Below are 16,552 nucleotides of genomic sequence, written 5' to 3' on the forward strand. Positions count from 1 at the left end.
GACTTTACGACCACCTTCGGCCTCTTTCAGGATTTTAATAATTTGGCTTTCACTGAATTTGGATTTCCGCATCGAAACAACCTCCTTCATGGCTGTCTTTATCAGAAATCTCTACTTTGCGCTGGGACTAATATACGGGAGGGCTACAAAATCATCACGAATTTGATCGCCAGTATACTTTAATATTTTATTATAGTTTTTTTCTGCTTCATTAATATCACCTAATACACAACAAACATTAGCAATATTACCGCTTGAAATTAGTACCCATTTAAGATCTTCTCTACCAATTCCAATATCTCTAACATTATTATAAGCTAATTTTGCTCCAGCATGATCCCCCAAACGTAACAATAAATGCCCTAACCTATTCCACCCCTCAGCACTATTAGGATCAAGTTCTACAGACTTTTGATAATATTTCAAAGCCTCTTTAGGATTATTCATATAATTCAACGCACCTAAACGTCTATATGCTTGGGCGGCTTTAACATAACTCTCGTTACCAGCTTCAACATTCTTCTTAGCTTCTTCGTTAAAGAAAGCCTTAGCTAAATCAGTATTACCCTTTGCAAGTTCGGCTTCAGCTTGTGCAGCGTAATCAGTCTCTTTCTGTGTCTCTTGCGGCTCACGCAAACCATCAATAACGTCTTTGAGTGCTGTGATTTCTTCGTCTTTAGATAAGATAGTTCGCTGTGCCTCTTTTAAATCTTTTCTTTGATCTTCGTAGACTTTTTCAGCAAGTTTTTGCGAATCTTCCCGTTCAGGAACATTTACGTTTACTTCAACATTCTGCGAAGGACTGTCATTATTTTTCTTTTTAAATTTACCTAGAATATGTGTAACCACAGGATATGCAGCAAGCACTACACCCAAAAAAGATAGCTTAACTGTAAGCCCCAAGCCCCAAAACCAAGCAACACCCGGCACAGCCATAGCAGCATCAAGTATCTGAGTAGAATTAAGCAAGAAAACCTCCCCAATATATAAAAAGCACAACACCAATTATTCCAATCCCATTTTCTAAAATGATTAACGATACGAATACGATCCGTCAATACAGAATGACAATTTCCACCACATCATAAAAAATCCCCCGCAACCATCAGGCTGCGGGGGACTTCTTCAATCTATATTTCCGAATAATTATTTTCTAATTCTGGGAAATCCGGTCAGGATACTCAGCACTGCTACTACTGCAAGGATGAAGCAGTAATGCATGTTGCCGATGATCTCCAGCGGGGAAAGCCCGGAGATGGACCCGGCGAGCAGAATCTGTGCGCCGTAAGGAATAAGCCCCTGCACTATGCAGGAAAAAATATCCAGCAGACTTGCGCTGCGGCGCGGATCAACATTGTGGCTTTCGGCAATTTCCTTGGCCATGCCCCCGGTGAGGATGATGGCTACGGTGTTGTTTGCGGTGCAAAGGTCGGACATTACGGAAAGTGCACTGATGCTGAACTCACCGGCCTTGGTGGACTTAGTACCCTTGGTCAGCTTGGCGATGAAGTTGATAATATAAGTGATACCGCCGTGGAACTTGATAAGCTCTCCAAGACCACCCACCAGCAGGGAAAGTACAAGGATTTCCTGCATACCAGTGAAACCTTTGTAGATATCCTGAGAGAAAGTGAGCAGGTTGAAGCTGTCCATGGAAGCAAAACCGACAGCCCCGGTGAAAACAATACCAGCACCGAGAACGACAAACACATTCACGCCAAGCACAGCCATGATCAAAATGGTGATGTAAGGCAAGACCTTAAGCAGACTGTAACCGCCATCAGCTACTACCTGACCGCCTTCTCCGGCAAAATAAAGAATAATGACTGTGAATATTGCCGCCGGTAGCGCAATGAGAAAGTTCATCTTGAACTTATCACTCATCTTACAGCCCTGTGTCCGGGTCGCTGCGATGGTGGTGTCGGAAATCATGGACAGGTTATCACCGAACATGGCCCCGCCTACAACTGCGCCCATAAGCACAGCGGAAGGGATATCAGTTTTCCCGGCAACACCGACCGCAATAGGTGCGATGGCGGCAATGGTTCCCATGGAAGTACCCATGGCAGTAGCGATGAAAGCAGCAATTACGAACAGTCCCGGCAGAACCATGGAAGCTGGAACAATGGACAGACCGAGGTTAACAGTAGATTCTACCCCGCCGATGGATTTGGCAACAGAAGCGAATCCGCCGGCCAGCAGGTAAATCATACACATGGTGACGATACCCGGCTCACCCGCGCCACGCAGGAAAATATTAATTTTGTCGTTAAGCTTGTCCTTGCCCATCCAGATCGCCCAAGCAATAGCGGGCAGAATGGCAACCGTGGCGGAAAGCTGGTAGAAAGCCATGCTGGTTCCGTTCATGGTCAGGAAAAATCCGGTTCCAATAAAAATCACCAAAAATAGACCTAGTGGCGCTAAGGCCAAACCGTTTGCTTCCTGTTTCATACTACTATATTCCTATATAAAGAGTTAGACATATAGTCCGGACAAAAAAATATTCGTCTAGCGGCACTTCTGTTCGGACTAATTTAAGAAAATCAACGTAAGTGACCACTTATTATTCAAAATAAGTAATATTTGCGCTAAACTTTCCGTTTTTGCGTTACTGCGAGAAATTTAATGCTCACCTTTTGGCTGTTCTGTCAATAAAAACCGGACAGCTTTTCTTAAAGTTACACTTAAAGAAAAAGCTCCTTATGCACCAACCTGGCACAAAAGGAGCTTTTTAATCAAACAATACAAAAAAATTAGTACTCAATTTCCACAGCGGAAGAAGCGCGGATGGCGCGGGCTTTCGCGTCTTCCACATCATCACCGAGGGCAAGGGCTACGCCGAGGCGACGCACGCCGTCGCATTCACCCTTTCCGAAGAGGAGTACTTTGGTATCAGCTTCCTCAAGAGCCTTGTCCACATTGGCAAAAGCCGGAGCCTCGGACTTTCCGTTGGAAAGAATTACGCTGGAAGCCGCAGGACCGTACTGGCGAATCGCCGGCACAGGCAGGCCGAGAATAGCGCGCACATGCAGGGCAAATTCACTCAAATCCTGAGAAATTACGGTCACAAGTCCGGTATCATGAGGACGCGGTGAAACTTCGCTGAAAATGACTTCCTCACCTTTGACGAACAGCTCCACGCCGAAAATACCCCTACCACCAAGAGCGTCAGTAATTCTAAGAGCGTAATCCTGTGCATTGGCAAGAGCTGCATCAGTCATGGGCTGGGGCTGCCATGATTCACGGTAATCACCGTCATCCTGACGGTGCCCGATGGGTGCGCAGTAAGAAGTGCCCCCGACATGGCGCACGGTAAGCAGTGTGATTTCATAGTCGAAATCAACAAAGCTTTCTACGATAATGCGCCCTTCCCCGGTCCGTCCGCCGGACTGGGAATAATCCCAAGCATGATCAATGTCCGCTTCAGATTTCACAGTACTCTGCCCTTTGCCGGAGGAACTCATAACCGGTTTGATTACGCAGGGGATACCGATTTCTTTCAACGCTTCAAGGTATTCTTCCTTGGTATCGGCAAATTTGTAAGGGGAAGTTTTCAGACCGACTTCCTCAGCAGCAAGACGGCGAATCCCCTCGCGATCCATAGTCAAACGGGTAGCGCGGGCAGTAGGGACAACATTGAAGCCTTCTTTCTCCAGCTCAAGAAGAGTCTCGGTGGCGATGGCTTCAATTTCCGGCACGATGAAATCAGGCTTTTCAGTTTCGACAACACGGCGAAGTTCCGCAGCATCAAGCATGGAAATCACATAACTACGATGCGCGACCTGCATAGCCGGGGTATTTTCATACCTGTCCACGACAATGACTTCAACGCCTAGACGCTGGGCTTCGATGACAACCTCTTTACCAAGTTCACCGCCGCCAAGCAGCATCATTTTGCGGGAAGAAGCGGTTCCGGCAGTACCGAGAGTGACCATAAATATTACTCCGTAAGGTATTTTGTCTTGTGGGAAATTTATTCTGTGTGGGTGCGTTTTTAGTCTCATAAGGTGGGCAAAATTTCAAGGAATTAGATGCGCCCTTCTCCTTGTCATCAATACTCCCCTGTTGTATTTTTATCTTCTGTACTGACCAGCCCTTAAAAGGAGTATCCTTACTAATATGGACAAGAAAAAAGTAATCCTCGCCGCCAGCGGTGCCAGCGGAACCATGTATGCGGTAAAATTGGCCCAGCATCTAGGCTCTCTGGATAATATTGAATTGCATCTGATTATTTCCGATGCCGCCCTGAAGGTGATGGAGCTTGAAACCGAATTCAAACCTGAAAACCTGACCGGACATGCAAATTTCGTATACAGGCAGGACAATATAGCTGCTCCCCCGGCCAGCGGATCATGGCAACATGCAGGGATGATCGTCTGCCCCTGTTCCATGGCTTCACTTGCAGCGATTGCACAGGGGTTGGGCAACAACCTGATCCACCGGGCCGCAGATGTCTGCCTTAAGGAACGGCGCAAGCTGATTCTGGTCACCCGAGAAACCCCGCTGAACCTGATCCATATCCGCAACATGGAAACAGTAACTCTTGCCGGAGCCACTGTAATGCCTGCGTCACCGGGATTCTACCATGCTCCCAAAAGCATTGAGGATATGGCAGCGCACATGGCAGGAAGGGTCCTTGAACAAATGGGAATTTCACACGATTTATACCGCCCGTGGGGCGAAGAATCAGCGAGGTAAGCTATGAAACACGTATTCATTTGGAACGGTCATTCAAATTTCACCATCCAGTCTGACGATAAGACCGTAGTCATCGACCCCTTTTTCGAAGGTAACCCCAAAGCTTCCACCACATGGGAATCCATCAGCAAAGCAGATGTCGTGCTTGTAACCCACGACCACGGAGACCACATTGGTCAGGCGGTGGAAATCTGCAAAGCTACCGGAGCCACGCTGGTCTGCATTTTTGATCTACTGGAAAAGATGATTGAGCAGGGTGTGGATCAGGAAAAGCTAATCGGTATGAATATTGGTGGAACGGTTTCCGTTGCTGGAATCAAGATCAAGATGGTTCAGGCTATGCATTCCTCAACAACCGGGGCACCAGCCGGATATATCCTCACATACGAAGATAATTTCTGTGTCTACTTTGCCGGGGATACCGGACTTTTCGCCAGCATGGAGCTCTTCGGCAAGCTGCACGATATTGATGTTGCCCTGTTGCCCACCGGAGGATGGTTCACCATGGATTCAAAAGATGCGGCCTACGCCTGCAAGCTTCTGAATTGCAAAACCGCCATCCCCATGCATTTCGGCACCTTCCCAATTCTGGAGCAGGATACTGTAAATTTTAAAGAAGCATGCGCCGAGCTGGCACCGGAATGCAAAGTAGTTGAATTGGAAATAGGAGAAGAACAAGAAATTTAAACATCCCTAAAAGCATCAAAAATCTGCTGAGCGCGCTTCTTGCCGATCCCCTGAACATTAGAGAGGTCTTCTACGGAGGCCTCTTTCATCTTCAGCACTGAGCCGAACTCATCCCAGAGCAACCGAGCTGTCTTGGGACCGATTCCGGGCAAGGAAAGCACTTCACTCTGCAAAACCTTCTTCTTGCGTGACTTGCGCTGCCTGCCGATGACAAAACGGTGCGCTTCATCACGGATTCGTTGCAAATAAAGGAGTTCCGGGCTTCCCCCTTTAAGCGGCAGATGATTCTTTCGTCCGGGCCTGAAAATACGATCATCCAATTCACCGGCCTTACGGGTCGGTCCCTTGGCGATGGAAGCCAGATGCGGGATAGGCTCAGAATGCGTCCAGTTCTCGGCAAAAGCCTTCTCTACGGATGCAAGCTGCCCCTTACCCCCATCTATTAATATAAGGTCCGCCCATGGAGGGCCGGAATCAATGCGCTTGATCACCCAGTGAAATAAAGCGGCATAATCATCAGACGAATGCTCCAGTTCCGGGAAAGCATAGTTGCGATACTGGGATTTTTCGGGTTTGCCTTCCTCGTAAACCACCATACCAACTCGCATGCCCTCCCCGCCTAGATGAGATGCATCAATGCATTCAATGCGCTGCGGCGGACCTGAGAGCTTTAGTTTTCCGGCAAGCAGGTCGAGAATATTGTCATTCTCTTTCTCTTTGAGTCCAAGAGCAGCATTCTTGCGGGCGATTTCCAGCAGCCGTTTTTCCTCACCGCTGTGTGGGGTTACGATCCGCACCGTGGCTTTGCTGCGCTCACTGAGCAGTTCAGCCGCCCCTTGCATATCAAATTCAAAGGGCACAAAAAGTTTCGGGGGAATAAATTTTGTTGATGAATAAAACTGGGAAACAAAGCTGTTCAGAATTTCCTCGCCATCTTCAAGGCTTAGCCCCGGCCAAAAGAAATTCTTTTTATCGAGCAGCCGCCCTTTTCTAATGAAGAGCAATCCCAATCCGACGCCCTGCGTAGATTCCGCCAGAGCGATTACGTCAATATCCGACCGCTCATTAAGCACCACGGATTGTTTCTCTACAGTCTTCTGAATGGCCTTGATCTGATCACGGAATTTAGCGGCATTCTCAAAATCAAGCGTATCCGAAGCTTCCTCCATCTGACGACGCAATGAACCTATCAAATCTCCCGCTTTGCCGGAAAGAAGCATCTCCACCTGATGAACCAGCCCCATATAATCCTGCCGTGGAACAACATTCACGCAGGGGCCAAGACATTGCCCAATGTCATGATACAAACATGGCCGGACCCGGTTACGAAAAGCTGAATCAGAACATTTGCGCAGGGGGAAAACTTTGCCCAGCACCTTCCATGTCTCGCGGGCAAAATAACTGGAGGTATACGGACCGAAATATACTGATCCGTCACGCACAACCTTGCGGGTCATGCGCAGCCGGGGATATTCGGATTTCTTATCCAGCTGGAAAAGCACGTACTGCTTATCATCACGCAGGACTACATTGTAGCGCGGACGATGCTTTTTGATCAGGCTGGCCTCAAGCAGCAGTGCTTCCTTCTCGGTCCCGGTAACGAGAGTATCAATGGAATGGATTTTTGAAACCAGCACCCGGGTCTTAGGCGTATGCTTGTGCATGGCCCGAAAATATGAAGCTAATCTTTTGCGCAGCTCCCGCGCCTTCCCTACATATATAATACGTCCCGATGAATCTTTCATCAGATACACACCGGGCAATGCCGGAAAATCAACGCTGTTGAATTCAAAACCCATTGATACTGCAACCTTGTTTGAACTGACCTGAAAGTGGATATCCAGAACTAACCCCGGCCCTACCCCATGTCAAATTCAGAATCGGGCAAAAAATGATTCTCGCCGAGTAGTTAGAACATTCCGTGAACAGCTAGACAGAACCGTAAAGACAAGCGTCAGGTATTGGTTAACAACATTCAGCAATTGAAGGAAAATTCATGAAAAAATTAACACTACTCGCAGTTCTGTCATGTATGATTCTAGGGCTGGCCGGAACAGCTTCCGCAGTAGATTTGGAAGGTAAAGGACAGTTCATATTCAGCATGAACCTGATGGACAACAGCGATTTCCTTGCTGCGGACAAAGATGGAGACCAGGAAGATGACCTGAACTTCTGGTTCCGTGCCCGTACTGAATTCCGCTTCATCGCCAACGAAAACCTTTGGGCTGTACTGTACACCCAGTATAAAACCCGTATCGGTTCTGACAACAACAGGAACGTAGACGGCAACGATGGCGGAGACGGCTCACAATTAACTGTTAAACGTGCGTATCTTCAGTATCGCTTTCCGGGTACGGAGATTATGACCACCGCTGGTTTGGCCCCGGTAGACCTGCCCGGAGCAGCGGCAGCAAGCATGGTCCTTGCCGGGACTGAGCGCGGCCTGTTCAGCGTATCAACCCCCATCACCGACCAAATTGCCATTGCTGCGGCTTACATCCGCAATACCGACCGTTTCCAGACTGATCCCGGCACAGATAACCAGAAAGATGAGCTGGATCTCTTTTATGCTGCACTGCCCATCACCATTGATGGAATCAGCGCGACTCCTTACTTCGCATACAGCATCGTGGGGCAGCATAGCTATGTAGACACACCGCTCGGCCTGCGCGCCCCTGCCGGAACAGCGTATACCAAAAATGCCAATGCTTGGTGGGTTGGCACATCCTTCTCCATGGATATGTTTGATCCCATCGTATTCAACGCCGACCTTGTATACGGCTCTGTTGATGCAGACGAATCCCGCAATGATCGCTCCGGTTTCGGCATGGACGCATCTCTGGCATATACCGGACTTGACTTTGTTCAGCCCAAATTGGTTTTTGCCTACACTACCGGTGAAGATGATGAAACCGACAACGGCTCCGAACGTCTGCCCACAATTGAAAACGATTTTGCATTCGGCACCTATTACTTCGGCGGTTCAGCCTTCACTTCATCCGACCTTGATAACGCCAACCAGCAGGGTTTCTGGACTGTAGGTCTTTCTCTCGAAAAAATATCCTTTTTCGAAAAACTCAGCCACGACATCCACGTGCTTTATATTCAAGGTACCAACGACAAAGATCTTATCAAAGACGGAACCAACGCGGCGGCGGTTAATGCCGGAGCCAGCGGCATTGATGCAGACGGTAACTTCCTGACCACCGAAGACTATGCAATTGAGATTGACGTAAACACGACCTATCAAATTTATGACGAGCTATCCGCAATTGTTGAATTCGGCTATATTAATATGAATCTCGATAAGGACACATGGGAAAATTACCCCTCTGCCCAAGGCCAGGCACGCAAGGGTGAAAATTCTGACGCTCTTAAACTTGCAGTAGGCCTCATCTACTCGTTCTAAACACAATCAAATAAATCCTGACGCAAGGGGGCTGGAAGTTAATCTTCCGGCCCCCTTCTTTTCGTAAACGCATGCTTGCTGATAAAAAAATGACACTTGGAGCAGGGAAAACAATACTTAGCCCTGCTGTAAAATTTTTTAAACCACCCGTGAACAAGGCCAAATCAAAACTGATCTCACAGTTTACCGCATAAATAAAAGGCTTGCACCTTATTCGAAAAAATCTAGAAAATATCTATACTTCAGTACCAGCTCTCAGGGTATAAAATTTTATACGGTAAAAAAAATTTTACCCTTGTCAAAAAAATGTAATTTTTCGCTTGCCATGAGATTCACGAAAAGCTAGAACTGTTCCTGAAGGTAGGCGTCAGGCAATCGTGCTTAAAATCATTTATTCAGCAAAAGGATAAAAACAATGAAAAAACTTGCTATTCTTGCAGTACTCGCATGCATGGTCTTCGGCTTTGCTGCTTCTGCATCTGCAGTTGATCTGGACGCTAAAGGCCAGTTCCAGTTCCAGATGAACCTGATTGACAATGCGGATTTCCTTAACGACAAGGACTCCACCACCGGCGTACGTGGCGACGACGACCTGAACTTCTGGTTCCGTGCTCGTACCGAATTCCGTTTCATCGCTAACGAAAACCTCTGGGCAGTTCTGTACACTCAGTACAAAACCCGCATTGGTTCCGCTAACAACGCTAACGAAGACGGCAACTCCGGTGCTACCGGTTCTCAGCTGACCGTTAAACGTGCTTACCTGCAGTACCGTTTCCCCGGTACCGAACTCCTGACCACCGCTGGTCTGGCTCCTGTTGACCTTCCCGGCGCAGCCGCAGGTAACATGGTTCTCGCTGGTACCGAACGTGGCCTGTTCATGATGGAAACCCCCATCACTGACCAGATCGCTGTTGCAGCTGCTTTCATCCGTAACACTGACCGTCTCCAGGACGACGGTGGCGTTAACAACCTGAAAGACGAACTGGACATCTTCTACGCTGCTCTGCCCATCACCATCGATGGTCTTGCTGCTACCCCTTACTTTGCATACGCAATCGTTGGTAACCAGGCTGCTGCTGGCGGCGCTGCTGTTGCTGGTCTTGCTGCTCCTGCAACTCTTGCACAGACCAAAAACGCTAACGCTTGGTGGCTCGGTACTTCCTTCTCCATGGATATGTTCGATCCCATCGTATTCAACGCTGACATCGTTTACGGTTCCGTTGATGCAGACGTAAAACAGAACGATCGTTCCGGTCTGTTCTTTGATGCTTCTCTTGCTTACACCGGTCTGGACTTCGTACAGCCCAAACTGGTATTCGCTTACGGTACTGGTGAAGACGACAAAACCGAAAACGGTTCCGAGCGTCTGCCCGTTATCGCTAACGACTGGGCTTTCGGTACCACCTACTTCGGTGGTTCCGCTCTGACTTCTGCTGACCTCGACAGCAACGAACAGACTGGTTTCTGGACCATCGGTCTCTCCCTCGAGAAGATCTCCTTCTTCGAAAAACTGAGCCACGACGTTCACTTCCTGTACATTCAGGGTACCAACGATTCCGATCTCATCGAGAACGGTAGCGCAGCTATCACCAACACCAACATCGCTGCTGACGGTAAATTCCTGACCACCAAGGACAATGCTTTCGAAGTTGACCTCAACACCAACTACCAGATCTATGACGAACTGGCAGCTATCGTTGAACTCGGCTACGTAAACATGAACCTTGACAAAGACGTTTGGGATGGTTCCCAGGTTACCGGTGCGGCTGCTCGCGCTGGTAAAGATGCTGACTGCTTCAAATTCGCAGTTGGTCTCGTCTACAAGTTCTAAGAAATCTTAGAAATTTAGCATAGCCTTGACGCCGGGGGCCGGAAGTTTGCAAACTTCCGGCCCTTTTTATTTTGCCTTACCTCCCTCCTATTCTGCTCGACTTTTGATAAGCATTGCGATAAGGGACAGACACATCAGAAATACTTCTCTTCGTAAGTATCATACTCACCAATCACATCTTAAGGACACTTCTATGCCTTGCAGAGATATCACCTATTCCGGACAGCAGGACTGGCCGGAAATCAAGAAATGGCTCGAACTTAGAGTCAACCCGGACAGTAAAGTTGACTCCATTGTCAAAGACATCCTCTCTAAAGTAAAATCCGAAGGCGATCAGGCTCTTGTGGATTACACCAAACAGTTCGATTGCCCGGACTTCACTCATTCCATGCTCAAGGTCAGTCGGGATCAGCGCGGGCTAGCCTATGCGGAAATCGAATCTCATGACCTCGAAATAATCGAGGAGGCTATCCGCAATATTAGAAATTTTCATCGTAAGCAGGTTGAGGAATCATGGTGGACCACCGGAGAAGACGGCACCATCCTCGGTCAACTGGTACGCCCGGTTGACCGTGTTGGCCTGTACGTGCCCGGCGGTCAGGGCGGTGAAACCCCGCTCATCTCGAGCATGATAATGAATGCCGTACCTGCACAGGTTGCCGGGGTTAAGGAAATCGCTGTAATCTCCCCTCCCCGTAAGGACGGAACCCTGAACCCGTATATCCTTGCCACTGCGCAAGAACTGGGTATTACCGAAATTTACGCCTCCGGATCTGCATGGGCTATCGGCGGTATTGCCTACGGAACCGACACCATCCCCCCCTGTGATGTTATCGCAGGACCGGGTAATATTTTTGTTGCGACCGCAAAAGGCCAGCTGGTTGGTGAAGTAGGCATCGATATGATTGCCGGCCCCAGTGAAGTTGCCATTCTCGCGGATGGAGATTCCGATCCGGCATGGATCGCAGCAGACCTGCTTTCACAGGCTGAGCACGACCCGCTCGCATCTTCCATCCTTGTTACCTGGGATGATGAGCTTGGCGTAAAAGTCAAATACGAACTTAAGAAACAGGCCGAACTCCTCCCCCGTGGTGAAATCGCCCTTAAATCTCTTGAGGACTGGGGCGCAATTGTCAAAGTTCCCAATCTTGAAGCCGGAATTGATTTTGTAAACAAAATGGCTCCAGAGCACTTGGAGCTGGCTTTTGAAGAACCATGGGGAGCTATCGGCCAGATCAAACACGCCGGTGCCATTTTCATGGGCCACTTCACCCCTGAACCTGTAGGGGACTATTTTGCTGGCCCCAACCATGTTCTGCCCACTGTAGGGACAGCAAGATTTTCATCTGCTCTCTCAGTGGAGACGTTTACTAAAAAGACAAGTCTGATCTATACTGATCAGAATTATATCAACCGCCACGGCGGTAAAATTGCGAGACTGGCAAGGCTTGAGGGATTAGAAGCTCACGCCCGTTCTGTCGAAACAAGATTAAAATAAGAGGATACGCGGATGTCCAAGCATGTTGTTGAAACTGATATCAAGGAACTGAAACTTCTTTCACGCGGCAAAGTTCGCGATATTTATGAAGTGGATGATGACAAGCTTCTGCTGGTTACCACCGACAGAATCTCCGCTTATGACGTCATCATGCCCAACCCCATTGATGACAAGGGTAAGATCTTGAACCAGATCACACTCTTCTGGATGGACATGTTCAAAGACATCGTTCCCAATCATTTGATCGCCTCAAAGGTGGACGATTATCCTGAAGTGCTCCACAAGTACCGTGATCAGCTGGAAGGACGTTCCGTACTGGTCAAAAAAGCCAAACCTCTGCCCATCGAGTGCATTGTGCGCGGCTACATAACCGGTTCCGGCTGGAAAGATTACCAGAACACCGGCGAAGTCTGCGGCCACAAGCTGCCCGAGGGACTCAAAGAATCTGAAATGCTGGAACAGCCGCTCTTCACGCCCTCCACCAAAGCGGAGCTGGGTGAACATGATGAGAATATTTCCGTAGAAAAAGCTACTGAAATGCTCGGCAAAGAACTTTTTGACAAAGTCCAGGAAGCTACTCTTTCCATCTACAAGCGTGGACGTGACTATGCTCGTGAAAAAGGTATTATCATTGCGGACACAAAATTTGAATTTGGTATTTATGACGGCGAACTGATCATTATTGATGAAGTGTTGACTCCGGATTCATCCCGTTTCTGGCCTGTTGAAGGCTACGAAGCAGGCAAATCCCAGCCCAGCTTCGACAAGCAGTTCCTGCGTGACTGGTTGACTGAAATCAAATTCAACAAGCAGCCTCCGGCTCCAGAAGTCCCTGAAGAAATCGCAACCAAAACCCGCGATAAATACATGGAAGCCTTCACCCTCTTGACTGAATCAGAACTTGACGCTTAATAGATTTAAAAATTAAGTAGCAAAATAAGGAGATCTCAATGCTTCTGAAAGGTAAAAAAGCACTGATTTTCGGTGTTGCTAACAAAAAAAGCATTGCTTACGGCATCGCCAAGCAGTTCAAAGAACAGGGAGCCGAACTGGCTTTCAGCTATGTTAATGATGCCATCAAGAAACGTGTCGAACCCATTAGCGAAGAACTGGGCGGCGCATTCACTTTCCAGTGTGACGTACAGAGCGATGAAAGTATCGCTGCTTCCGTAGCAGAAGTGAAAGAGATGTGGGGAGACTTTGATATCCTCATCCACTCAGTTGCTTTCGCTAACCGCGATGACCTTAAGAAAAGATACATCGAAACTTCCCGCGACGGTTTCCACCTCGCCATGGATGTATCTGCCTACTCTCTGGTCAGCCTCTGTAACGCCTACGAAGACATGATCAAGCCCGGCGGTTCCGTCATGGCTATGACCTATCTCGGATCAAGCAGAGTCATCACCAATTACAATGTAATGGGTGTAGCCAAAGCGACTCTTGAGGCCAGCGTTCGTTACCTTGCCGTAGATCTCGGCGAGAAAAATGTCCGTATCAATGCCATCAGCGCAGGACCTATCAAGACCCTTGCAGCTTCCGGCATTTCCAGCTTCAAAGACATTTTCAGACACATTGAAGAGCGCGCACCGCTCAAACGCAATGTAACCACTGAAGATGTTGGTAAAACTGCTGTTTACTACGCATCCGACCTTTCCGCCGGTGTTACCGGGGAAACTCACTTCGTAGATTGCGGTTACAATATTCTCGGAATTTAATTCCATCGGTTCTTGAATCCTATTGCCGGAAGCTTTTTTAAGGCTTCCGGCTTTTCTTTTTTTACGATATATTCTCTTTCTTGCTTGACAGAAGTGAGCCCAGGGAATAATGATCCTTTTTTGCCTTGCCCTTATATAGGAAAGGGCCACAGACCATAAGGAGGTTTTATAAATGCTCAGAAAGTATGAAGCACTGTTGCTTTTGAGCCCTGAACTTGCGAGCGACAGCCGCAAGGAACTCGTTGAAGGACTCATCGCAATCATCGACCGCGAAGGCGGCAAAATGGATGAGATCGACGATTGGGGTTCCCGCCAGCTGGCTTACCCTGTCCAGAACCAGACTCGTGGATACTATGTCCGCCTCGTATTCGACGCACCCGGCCCGCTGGTTGCTGAACTCGAGCGCAACATTCGTATCACCGATGGAATCTTCAAGTTCGTTACTGTCAAACTTGATGAAACCGTAAAGGCAGAGGAGGCTTAATCATGGCGTTCAAAAGAAAATTCACACCCAAAAGAAAGTTCTGCCGCTTTTGCGCGGATAAGAACCTTCCTCTCGATTATAAACGTCCTGACATTCTCAAGGACTTCGTAACCGAGCGCGGCAAAATTATTGCCCGCAGAATCACCGGTACATGCGCTAAGCATCAGCGTCGTCTGACCACTGAAATCAAACGTTCCAGACAGATGGCACTCATGCACTACACTACTGTGCATAGCACCGATGTTAAGAAAAAGAGTATCTAGGGGGACTACATGAAACTTATTTTACGTGCCGATGTAGACGCTCTTGGTAGTCTTGGTGACATTGTTACCGTTAAAGCTGGTTATGGCCGTAACTACCTGATTCCTCAGGGACTGGCTATGCCCGCTTCCGAAGCTAACCTCAAGCAGTTCGACCTTGAGAAAAGAAAGCTTCAGGAAATGGCTGACAATCTCCGCACTCAGGCAGAAGGTCTCAGAGACAGACTGGCTGAAGTTGAAGTTAACATTGAAGTTCGTGTCGGTGAAGGCGAAAAACTGTACGGTTCCGTAACCGCAGTTAACATCGCTGACGCTCTCGCAGAAATGGATTTCGACATCGACCGCAGAAAAATCCTGCTGTCCGATCCTATCCGTTCCCTCGGTGAGTACGACATCGAAATTAAACTCCACCCCGAAGTTCGCGGTGAAGTTAAACTGGTAGTAGCCAAAGTTGGCGGACCGGTTGAAGAAGAGCCCGCAGAAGAGGTTGAAGCACCCGCTGAAACCGAAGCACCCGTAGCGGAAGCAGATGCAGAAGCAGAAGCAGAAGCGTAAATCAGGCTCAGACTACAATTCGGGCGGAGCGTCTAACGACGCTTCGTCCGATCTTTTGCGTAAGGTCCCTCCCCATAACCTCGAAGCCGAACAGGCTGTGCTTGGCGGAGTCTTTTTAAGCAACACCATTTTCAACGACCTTGTTGATATCGTCAAATCAGACGCATTCTACTCCCCTGCCCATCAGGAAATTTTCCGGGCCTTTGAAGATCTCTACGGTCGAAATGCGCCCATCGATCTGATTACTGTCAGTGAATATCTCACCGCTAAAGGTACTATCGATTCAGTAGGTGGCCCTGTATATCTAGCTGAACTTGCCAACTCTGTTGTAAGTTCCGCAAATGCTCTGCATCATGCTGAAATTGTAGCGGAAAAAGGTATCCAGCGCAGTCTGATCGATACCGCTGCCAACATCATCAATGAAAGCTTTGAAGCTCAAGACGTCAAGGAACTGCTGGATCACTCCGAGCAGGCTATCTTTGATATCACTGACTCCAAAAAGACTACCACCATCAAAGGTAGTAAAGCTCTCATTCAGGAAGTATTTCAGGATCTTGAAAATAGAGTCGCCCAAAAGTCATTAGTTACCGGCATAACTACCACATATCACAAATTCGATGAGATGACTGCGGGGCTGCAAAACTCCGATCTGATAATTATCGCCGGACGTCCCAGTATGGGTAAAACCGCGTTTGCTTTGAACGTGGCCATGCGTGCCGCGCTGCATTCCGGAGTTACCACCGCTGTCTTTTCCCTTGAAATGGCAATGGGACAGCTGATGACCCGTATGCTTGCCTGTCACGGCAAAGTCGACCTTTCCCGACTCAGAACCGGACAGTTGGACGACGAGGACTGGGCCAAACTCTATGACGCTGCTCAGGACTTGACAGAAGCACCCATTTTTATTGATGATACACCCGCTATTTCTACCATGGAACTGCGCGCAAGATGCAGGCGCCTTAAATCCCAGCACAACCTTGGGCTGGTGATGGTAGATTACCTGCAACTTATGCGCTCAAGTGCGCGTGTTGACTCTCGTGAACAGGAAATTTCCGATATTTCACGGACACTCAAAGCACTGGCTAAAGAACTGAATATTCCAGTCATCGCCCTGTCGCAGCTTAACCGTAAAGTTGAAGAACGTACTGACAAACGTCCCATGATGTCTGACCTGCGTGAATCCGGTGCTATTGAGCAGGATGCTGACATTATTCTCTTCCTTTACCGCGAAGATTTCTACAACAAAAAAGAAGACAAACCTATCACCAATACTGCGGAAGTTATCATCGGTAAGCAGCGTAACGGCCCTACGGGTATTGTTGAGTTGGCCTTCTTCGGTCCTTATACAGCATTTGAAAACCTTGCTGCCGATCCATATCCGTCAGAATATGACGATGAATAATCGGATATTATTT

At 48.2% G+C, this 16,552-nt stretch carries 15 protein-coding genes; 11 read left to right on the forward strand and 4 right to left on the reverse strand.

The features are described 5' to 3' along the window. Positions 1-111: 111 nt before the first annotated feature. From FMS18_RS18985 to purT, 3 genes are all read right to left on the reverse strand, one after another. Positions 112-969, reverse strand: coding sequence for a tetratricopeptide repeat protein (locus FMS18_RS18985; protein ID WP_163296245.1), 858 nt, complete (start codon positions 967-969; stop codon positions 112-114). Between the two features lie 177 nt (positions 970-1,146). Beyond that, on the reverse strand, positions 1,147-2,451 hold the full coding sequence (locus FMS18_RS18990; RefSeq protein ID WP_163296246.1) for a Na+/H+ antiporter NhaC family protein: 1,305 nt from the start codon (positions 2,449-2,451) through the stop codon (positions 1,147-1,149). Positions 2,452-2,753: 302 nt separating this feature from the next. Beyond that, positions 2,754-3,935: a formate-dependent phosphoribosylglycinamide formyltransferase gene (gene purT / locus FMS18_RS18995; RefSeq protein ID WP_163296247.1), complete on the reverse strand. Its 1,182-nt coding sequence runs from the start codon at positions 3,933-3,935 to the stop codon at positions 2,754-2,756. Positions 3,936-4,119: 184 nt separating this feature from the next. Here purT and FMS18_RS19000 point away from each other — a divergent pair, with 184 nt between their 5' ends. Continuing rightward, positions 4,120-4,698 carry a UbiX family flavin prenyltransferase gene (locus FMS18_RS19000; RefSeq protein WP_163296248.1) on the forward strand — a complete coding sequence of 193 codons (579 nt, stop codon included), beginning with the start codon at positions 4,120-4,122 and terminating at the stop codon, positions 4,696-4,698. Positions 4,699-4,701: 3 nt separating this feature from the next. Further along, positions 4,702-5,385: a metal-dependent hydrolase gene (locus FMS18_RS19005; protein WP_163296249.1), complete on the forward strand. Its 684-nt coding sequence runs from the start codon at positions 4,702-4,704 to the stop codon at positions 5,383-5,385. On the opposite strand, the gene uvrC is transcribed toward FMS18_RS19005, so the two are convergent. Continuing rightward, on the reverse strand, positions 5,382-7,184 hold the full coding sequence (gene uvrC / locus FMS18_RS19010; protein WP_163296250.1) for an excinuclease ABC subunit UvrC: 1,803 nt from the start codon (positions 7,182-7,184) through the stop codon (positions 5,382-5,384). The two genes, FMS18_RS19005 and uvrC, sit on opposite strands and share 4 nt — an antisense overlap. Before the next feature lie 197 nt (positions 7,185-7,381). On the opposite strand from uvrC, the gene FMS18_RS19015 reads away from it, so the two are divergent. From FMS18_RS19015 to dnaB, 9 genes are all read left to right on the forward strand, one after another. Further along, complete coding sequence (locus FMS18_RS19015; protein ID WP_163296251.1) at positions 7,382-8,794, forward strand: outer membrane homotrimeric porin; 1,413 nt, start codon at positions 7,382-7,384, stop codon at positions 8,792-8,794. A gap of 415 nt (positions 8,795-9,209) precedes the next feature. Further along, complete coding sequence (locus FMS18_RS19020; RefSeq protein ID WP_163296252.1) at positions 9,210-10,625, forward strand: outer membrane homotrimeric porin; 1,416 nt, start codon at positions 9,210-9,212, stop codon at positions 10,623-10,625. Between the two features lie 193 nt (positions 10,626-10,818). Continuing rightward, the gene (hisD, locus tag FMS18_RS19025) at positions 10,819-12,123 is read left to right on the forward strand and encodes a histidinol dehydrogenase (protein WP_163296253.1); all 1,305 of its coding nucleotides are present in this window, start codon (positions 10,819-10,821) and stop codon (positions 12,121-12,123) included. A 12-nt stretch (positions 12,124-12,135) separates the two neighbouring features. Then, entirely contained in the window at positions 12,136-13,035 is a 900-nt protein-coding gene (locus FMS18_RS19030; RefSeq protein ID WP_163296254.1) for a phosphoribosylaminoimidazolesuccinocarboxamide synthase, read from the forward strand. 38 nt (positions 13,036-13,073) lie between these two features. Next, positions 13,074-13,838 carry an enoyl-ACP reductase gene (locus FMS18_RS19035; protein ID WP_163296255.1) on the forward strand — a complete coding sequence of 255 codons (765 nt, stop codon included), beginning with the start codon at positions 13,074-13,076 and terminating at the stop codon, positions 13,836-13,838. 172 nt (positions 13,839-14,010) lie between these two features. Then, the gene (gene rpsF, locus FMS18_RS19040; protein ID WP_163296256.1) at positions 14,011-14,322 is read left to right on the forward strand and encodes a 30S ribosomal protein S6; all 312 of its coding nucleotides are present in this window, start codon (positions 14,011-14,013) and stop codon (positions 14,320-14,322) included. Between the two features lie 2 nt (positions 14,323-14,324). Beyond that, positions 14,325-14,585, forward strand: coding sequence for a 30S ribosomal protein S18 (gene rpsR / locus FMS18_RS19045; protein WP_015851900.1), 261 nt, complete (start codon positions 14,325-14,327; stop codon positions 14,583-14,585). A gap of 9 nt (positions 14,586-14,594) precedes the next feature. Then, positions 14,595-15,137 (forward strand): 50S ribosomal protein L9, encoded by a 543-nt coding sequence (gene rplI, locus FMS18_RS19050; RefSeq protein ID WP_163296257.1) that lies wholly within the window; start codon positions 14,595-14,597, stop codon positions 15,135-15,137. Beyond that, positions 15,112-16,539: a replicative DNA helicase gene (dnaB, locus tag FMS18_RS19055; RefSeq protein ID WP_163296258.1), complete on the forward strand. Its 1,428-nt coding sequence runs from the start codon at positions 15,112-15,114 to the stop codon at positions 16,537-16,539. Before rplI ends, dnaB begins: the two co-directional genes overlap by 26 nt. The last annotated feature ends 13 nt before the right edge of the window (positions 16,540-16,552 follow it).

It is taken from the genome of Desulfovibrio sp. JC022, assembly GCF_010470665.1.
In the GTDB taxonomy this organism is placed as follows: Bacteria; Desulfobacterota; Desulfovibrionia; order Desulfovibrionales; family Desulfovibrionaceae; genus Maridesulfovibrio.